This is a genomic window from Streptomyces sp. NPDC044002 (assembly GCF_056434525.1).
In genome coordinates this window covers 89,442-95,383 of the sequence record NZ_JBWKEZ010000022.1, presented here as the reverse complement: position 1 = coordinate 95,383, position 5,942 = coordinate 89,442, and the positions used below count along the sequence as shown (strand labels likewise).

6 protein-coding genes are annotated in these 5,942 nt (G+C 72.6%); 3 read left to right on the top strand and 3 right to left on the bottom strand.

The window, feature by feature from the left end; all coding sequences use genetic code 11:
- Positions 1-162: 162 nt before the first annotated feature.
- Together AC07A6_RS18675 and AC07A6_RS18670 are read right to left on the bottom strand one after the other, a co-directional pair.
- The gene (locus AC07A6_RS18675) at positions 163-351 is read right to left on the bottom strand and encodes a DUF5999 family protein (RefSeq protein WP_007262885.1); all 189 of its coding nucleotides are present in this window, start codon (positions 349-351) and stop codon (positions 163-165) included.
- Between the two features lie 260 nt (positions 352-611).
- A complete protein-coding gene (locus AC07A6_RS18670; protein ID WP_362474673.1) occupies positions 612-1,232 on the bottom strand; it encodes a hypothetical protein in 621 nt (206 codons plus the stop codon).
- A gap of 494 nt (positions 1,233-1,726) precedes the next feature.
- Here AC07A6_RS18670 and AC07A6_RS18665 point away from each other — a divergent pair, with 494 nt between their 5' ends.
- Both AC07A6_RS18665 and AC07A6_RS18660 read left to right on the top strand, forming a co-directional pair.
- On the top strand, positions 1,727-3,262 hold the full coding sequence (locus tag AC07A6_RS18665; RefSeq protein ID WP_362474670.1) for a glutamate-cysteine ligase family protein: 1,536 nt from the start codon (positions 1,727-1,729) through the stop codon (positions 3,260-3,262).
- 144 nt (positions 3,263-3,406) lie between these two features.
- On the top strand, positions 3,407-4,204 hold the full coding sequence (locus AC07A6_RS18660) for a CPBP family intramembrane glutamic endopeptidase (protein WP_362474667.1): 798 nt from the start codon (positions 3,407-3,409) through the stop codon (positions 4,202-4,204).
- Between the two features lie 3 nt (positions 4,205-4,207).
- Here the strand turns inward: AC07A6_RS18660 and AC07A6_RS18655 are convergent, their stop codons facing one another.
- On the bottom strand, positions 4,208-5,026 hold the full coding sequence (locus AC07A6_RS18655; RefSeq protein WP_478777759.1) for a PhzF family phenazine biosynthesis protein: 819 nt from the start codon (positions 5,024-5,026) through the stop codon (positions 4,208-4,210).
- 201 nt (positions 5,027-5,227) lie between these two features.
- Here AC07A6_RS18655 and AC07A6_RS18650 point away from each other — a divergent pair, with 201 nt between their 5' ends.
- On the top strand, positions 5,228-5,842 hold the full coding sequence (locus tag AC07A6_RS18650; protein ID WP_386275611.1) for a PadR family transcriptional regulator: 615 nt from the start codon (positions 5,228-5,230) through the stop codon (positions 5,840-5,842).
- The last annotated feature ends 100 nt before the right edge of the window (positions 5,843-5,942 follow it).

Genomic DNA, 5,942 nt, shown 5'->3' with positions numbered 1-5,942 from the left:
CCCTCCCCCCCCCCCCCCCTCCCCCCCCTCCCCCCCCCCCCCCCCCCGCCACCCCCCCCCCCCCCCCCCCCCCCCCCCCCCCCCCCCCCCCCCCCCCTTCCGTGTCCGTGCGGTGTTGCCGTGCGGTGTGCTTCCGTGCGGTGTGTTCCCGTGCGGTGCCGGTCACGCCGCCGCGAGCGGGCGGTGCGGGGCGATGATCTGTCCGTCCGGCAGCAGCTCACCGGTGTCCTCGAAGAGCAGGACGCCGTTGCACAGCAGGCTCCAGCCCTGTTCCGGGTGGTTGGCCACCGGGCGCGCGGCCTCCCGGTCGGCGGATTCTGATGACGGGCAGGCGGGCTGGTGCTGGCACATGGATGGGTTCTTTCGCTGCGGTGTGGTCTGTTCGCTACGGCTCGATGCGTGGTTCATGGCCGTCCCCCTGGGTCGTCCCCGCACCTGCGGGGAGGATGTCCTCAGTGTTCCCCCAGGACGGCTGCTTCGCAGGTATTTCCCGGCAGCTGTCCTCTTGGAATGAGGACGCATCACCCGTGCGGGCGGTTCAGGCCAACTCCCCTGTCATTTCGGGTGGTTCGCATTGACCCGAGCGGACTAGGCCGAATGGGCCAACCGGATCAGGCCGCCGGGGCGGCGAGGGTCGGCGGGACCGGTGGGGCCGCCGGGGTCAGCCGGTGGGTCATGACGGGCAGCAGTTCCGAGACGGGATGCGGCCGGAAGGGTGCGATCCCGGGCGGGGCCGGGGCCAGGGGCACCAGCAGGTCGGCGGCGGCGGGGAGGCCGGCGGCGGCGTCGGCGCCGACCGCCCCGTGCAGCCACAGGGTCAGCATGTACAGCTCAGGTACGGACAGCAGCCTCGGCTGGTAGCCCTTGCCGAGCGACTCCGCCTGGCGGAGGGCGCGTTCGGTCGCGGCGACGTAGGGGCCCTCGAAGAAGTGGGAGAAGGCCCAGCCGTCCGGGGTCAGCCGGGTGTCGGCCGCCGCGACGAAGCGGTCGCCGCTGCGGATCAGGAACCGCCAGCCGGTGAGCCGGGTGCGGGGCGGGCGGCCGCCGGCCGCGTGGCCGGACACGCTCAGGCGGTCGAGCACGTGGACCGGAAGCGGGAGTTCGGCGGTCAGCGGGCCCTGGCACGAACGCAGGGCCGGGGTGTGTGCCTCGTGGACGGCGGTGGGAGAACCGAGTGCCGCGAGGACGCTGCGCAGGGCGGGCGCGGGAGCCGGGTGAACATGCAGCGGCATGGTGGGTCGCCTCTCACTTGGGAGACCTGTGGTGCGGGGGAAAGTGCGGACGGCGCTGTCGCATTCTGGGGTCAGAGGTGGGCTTTGGGGCAATGGCCGCGCGCCAACTCTCTGCCTCGTTTGCGGAGTTTATACGACATGTGTTCACGCAGTGTTTCGGCTAGCCGTCCCGCCTATTGCCGGCAAGGCGCCTTCCGGTCCCGCTGTCATGGTATTCATGCCGGATGCACGCGGACATGCCGCGCTGACCACGGAGGTTACCCCAAGGGTGCTCGGCTTGAAACCTCCGTTAATCAGGAACCGGCAAAGGCCACAGGGAAATTGCGTTCCTCGGGTTGCCAGGTGAATGTGCCGGAGCGCCCGCCGGGCCGTACCGGCGCGCGCTCCCGCCAAGGACCCCCGCCCCGCGTTATGGATCACGGTGCCTGGGCATCATCGACCGTGACGTGCGCCCGGGTGGACCGGGCCTGGCCCACTCGAGGAGGGACGCTTCGATGGGGGAGAAGGTCGTGGCAGGCGGGTTCGACCTGTCCGATCGGCATCGGTATCGGAGGAAGCTTCACGAGTGCCTGGAGGGGCTGGAGCGGCTTCTGGCTGAGAAGAGGTTCGATCGCCCGAAGAACATGATGGGGCTGGAGATCGAGCTGAATCTCGCGGGTGCCGACGGTTTGCCGCGCATGGTGAATGCGCAGGTGCTGGAGCGGATTGCGAGCCCGGATTTCCAGACCGAACTCGGAATGTTCAACCTGGAGGTGAACGTACTCCCGCACCGGCTCGACGGGAGGGTATTCGACCAGCTCTCCGAAGAACTGAGCGCGGGACTCCACTACGCCCACCGGCAGGCCGCGGAGATCGACGCGGGCGTCGTGATGATCGGGATCCTGCCCACCATCTCCCGAGCGGACCTGGCCCTGGCCAACCTCTCGGCGGTGGACCGCTACTCCCTGCTCAACGAGCAGATCCTGATGATGCGCGGGGAGGACTTCCGGCTCGACATCGACGGGGTCGAGCGGCTGACCTGGAGCACCGGCTCGATCGTGCCGGAAGCCGCCTGCACCTCCGTGCAGCTGCACCTCCAGGTCACCCCGGCCCGGTTCTCCGACGTGTGGAACGCGGCGCAGGCGGTGACCGCCGTACAGATAGCGGTGGGGGCCAACTCGCCGTTCCTGTTCGGGCGCGAGCTGTGGCGCGAGTCGCGTCCGCCGCTCTTCACGCAGGCCACCGACACCCGGCCGCCCGAGCTCCAGGCGCAGGGGGTGCGGCCGCGGACCTGGTTCGGGGAGCGGTGGGTGGACTCGGTGTACGAGCTGTTCGCCGAGAACGTCCGCTTCTTCCCCTCCCTGCTGCCGATCTGCGACGAGGAGGAGCCGCTGCGGGTGCTCGCCGAGGGCGGGGTGCCGAGCCTGCAGGAGCTGGTCCTGCACAACGGCACGGTCTACCGGTGGAACCGGCCCGTCTACGGGGTCGCCGACGGGGTGCCGCACCTGAGGGTGGAGAACCGGGTGCTGCCCGCCGGGCCCACGGTGGCCGATGTCGTCGCCAACGCCGCCTTCTACTACGGGCTCGTACGGACCCTCGCGGACGAGCCGCGCCCCGTGTGGACCCGGATGTCCTTCGCGGAGGCGGAGGCCAATTTCGACGCGGCCTGCCGGTACGGGATCGACGCGCGGATCCGCTGGCCGCGCAAGGGCCGGGCCGGGGGGCTGGTGAGCGTGCCCGCGGTGCGGCTGGTGCTGGACGAGCTGCTGCCGATGGCCGCGGCCGGGCTGGACGCCTGGGGCATCGAACCCGCCGACCGGGACTTCTACCTGGGGATCATCGAGGAGCGGTGCCGGCGCCGGGTGAACGGGGCGACCTGGCAGGTGGAGACGTACCACCGCGCGCTGGCGGGCGGACTGGAACGCGACGCCGCACTGGCGGCCACCACCCGGCGCTACAGCGAGCTGATGCACAAGGGCGACCCCGTGCACACCTGGCCCGTGGGTCTGGAGGAACAGGAGGTGGACGCCACGCGGTCGGCCCGCCGCTGATCCGCTCTGCCCGGCCCGCTCTGCCCGGCCCGCTCTGCCCGGCCCGCTCTCCCCGATCCGGACCCGACGGTCCTCCCCGCCGGTCCGCTCCCGTCGCCGAGGGGGCAGTATGGGGTGGTGGTCGCAACGGGACGGGAGTCAGGCGTGCGGGTCGAGCCGGAGCCGGTGGTCGTGGAACTGCGCGAGGACGGGCGCCGGGTCCTGCGCACCGAGACCCTGCTCGTGCTCGCGCTGTCGCTGGGCGCGAGCGGGGTCTCGGCGCTGATCAGCTTCATCGGCTCGCTCACCAAGCCGGGCGGGCTCAAGGACCAGGCCGCCACCCTCAACGGCTCCTACGCGCCCGGGCGGCCGTGGCTGGACCTGGCCTGGCAGCTGTTCGGGATCGCGACCGCGCTGGTCCCCGTACTGCTCGTCGCGCACCTGCTGACCCGCGAGGGCGCGCCCGGGCTCCGGGTCCTGGGCTTCGACCGGACCCGGCCCGGCCCGGACCTGGCCCGGGGCGCGCTGGTGGCCGCCGGCATCGGCAGTGCCGGGCTCGCCTTCTACCTGGCGGCCCGGGCCACCGGCTTCAACCTGACGGTGGTGCCGGAAGCCCTGCCCGACGTGTGGTGGAAGTTCCCCGTGCTGATCCTCTCCGCGGTGCAGAACTCCGTGGTCGAGGAGGTCATCGTGCTGGCGTACCTGCTGCGCCGGCTCGGCCAGCTGGGGTGGTCGCCGACGGCCGCGCTGCTCGCCAGTTCCCTGCTGCGCGGTTCGTACCACCTCTACCAGGGCATCGGCGGGTTCGTCGGCAACATGGTGATGGGCGTCGTCTTCGTCCTCGCCTACCGGCGCTGGGGCCGGGTCGGTCCCCTGGTCGTCGCGCACGCCCTGCTCGACATCGTGGCATTCGGCGGGTACGCGCTGCTCGCCGGCAAGGTCGGCTGGCTGCCGACCCCGTAGCGGTCAGGGGGCGGTGAGCAGCTCGCCGTCGACGACGGTGACGGCGCGGCCCGTCAGGAGGGTGCGGTCGCCCGCGAGCCGGACCCGGACCAGGCCCGTGCGCGCCCCGCCCTGGAGGCCGGTCAGCTCGGTGCGGCCCAGGCGCGCCGCCCAGAAGGGGGCGAGGGCGGTGTGGGCGCTGCCCGTCACCGGGTCCTCGTCGATGCCGACGGCGGGGAAGAAGCCGCGCGAGACGAAGTCGTAGCCGCGGGAGGGGTCCTCGGCCGGCGCGGTGACGATGACCCCGCGCCGCGCGTAGGCGCGCAGGGCCGCGTGGTCGGGCGCGAGTTCCCGTACGGTCCGCTCGTCGGCCAGCTCCACCAGCAGGTCGCCGATGTGCTCGGCGGTGTCGTGGAACGACTTGGCCCGCGCTCCCAGTGCGCGTTCCACTGCGGGGACCGGGTCCAGCGGGGTCAGGGACGAGGTCGGGAAGTCCATGGTGACGGTCCCGTCCCCGGCGACGTCGGCGGTGAGGATCCCGCAGCGCGCGGCGAAGCGGACCGGGCCCCGGGCGAGACCGGCGGCGGCGATGACGTGCGCGGTCGCGAGGGTCGCGTGGCCGCACATGTCCACCTCCGCGGCCGGGGTGAACCAGCGCAGCGCCCAGTCGGCCTCGCCGCCGGCCGGCAGCGGGTGGGCGAAGGCGGTCTCGGAGAGGTTCACCTCGGCGGCGACCTGCCGGAGCCAGGTGTCCGGGGGGAATCCGCCGTCGAGGAGCAGGACTCCGGCGGGGTTCCCCTGGAAGGGGCGGTCGGTGAAGGCGTCGACGATTCGGATGCGCATGGGCCGACCGTAGGGGGGTTCCCCGAAGACGGACAAAGGCCAATTCGAGGCGACTGGCCTGGTCACGGCCATGCACGGGACGACTGTCGGCGACAGTTTCCGATATATCGTTGACGCATCGCGATGGATCAACGATAGTGAAGAAGTCGAAACGACGACTGGCATGACGGACATGGCAGAGATGACGAAAGGAGCGCAGTGATGCGTTCACGCGGACAGCACGACCACGGACATGACCACGGACGGGGCCACGGCCACTGCGGGCCGGACCGTCGGGAGGAGTTCAGGGGGCTGCGCGCCGCCTTCGGCCCGTTCGGGCCGCCCTTCGGGGGCGGGCCCTTCGGCGGGCGGGGCGGACGCGGCGGGCCGCGCGGGCGGGCCAGGCGGGGCGACGTACGCGCCTCGATCCTGGCGCTGCTGGCCGACCGGCCGATGCACGGCTACGAGATGATCCAGGAGATCGGCGAGCGCAGCGGCGGGGCGTGGAAGCCCAGCCCGGGCTCGGTCTACCCGACCCTGCAGCTGCTGGAGGACGAGGGGCTGATCACCAGTGCGAGCGAGGGCGGCAAGAAGCTGTTCACGCTCACCGACGCCGGCCGCACCGAGGCCGAGTCGGGCCCGGACGCCCCCTGGGCGGACGCCGGGCGCGGCCCCGACTTCGAGGCGATGCACCAGATCCGTGCCGCCGCCGGCGGACTGATGGAGGCCTTCGGGCAGGTCTTCAAGACCGGCTCGCCCGAGCAGCGGGAGAAGGCCCTCGCGGTCATCAACGACGCCCGCAAGAAGCTGTACCTGATCCTGGCCGACGAACACTGAGGCAGGACGCGTGCCCGGCCGGGACGCGTACCGGCCGGGCACGCGCAGGGGGGGGGGGGGGGGGGGGGGGGGGGGGGGGGGGGGGGGGGGGGGGGGGGGG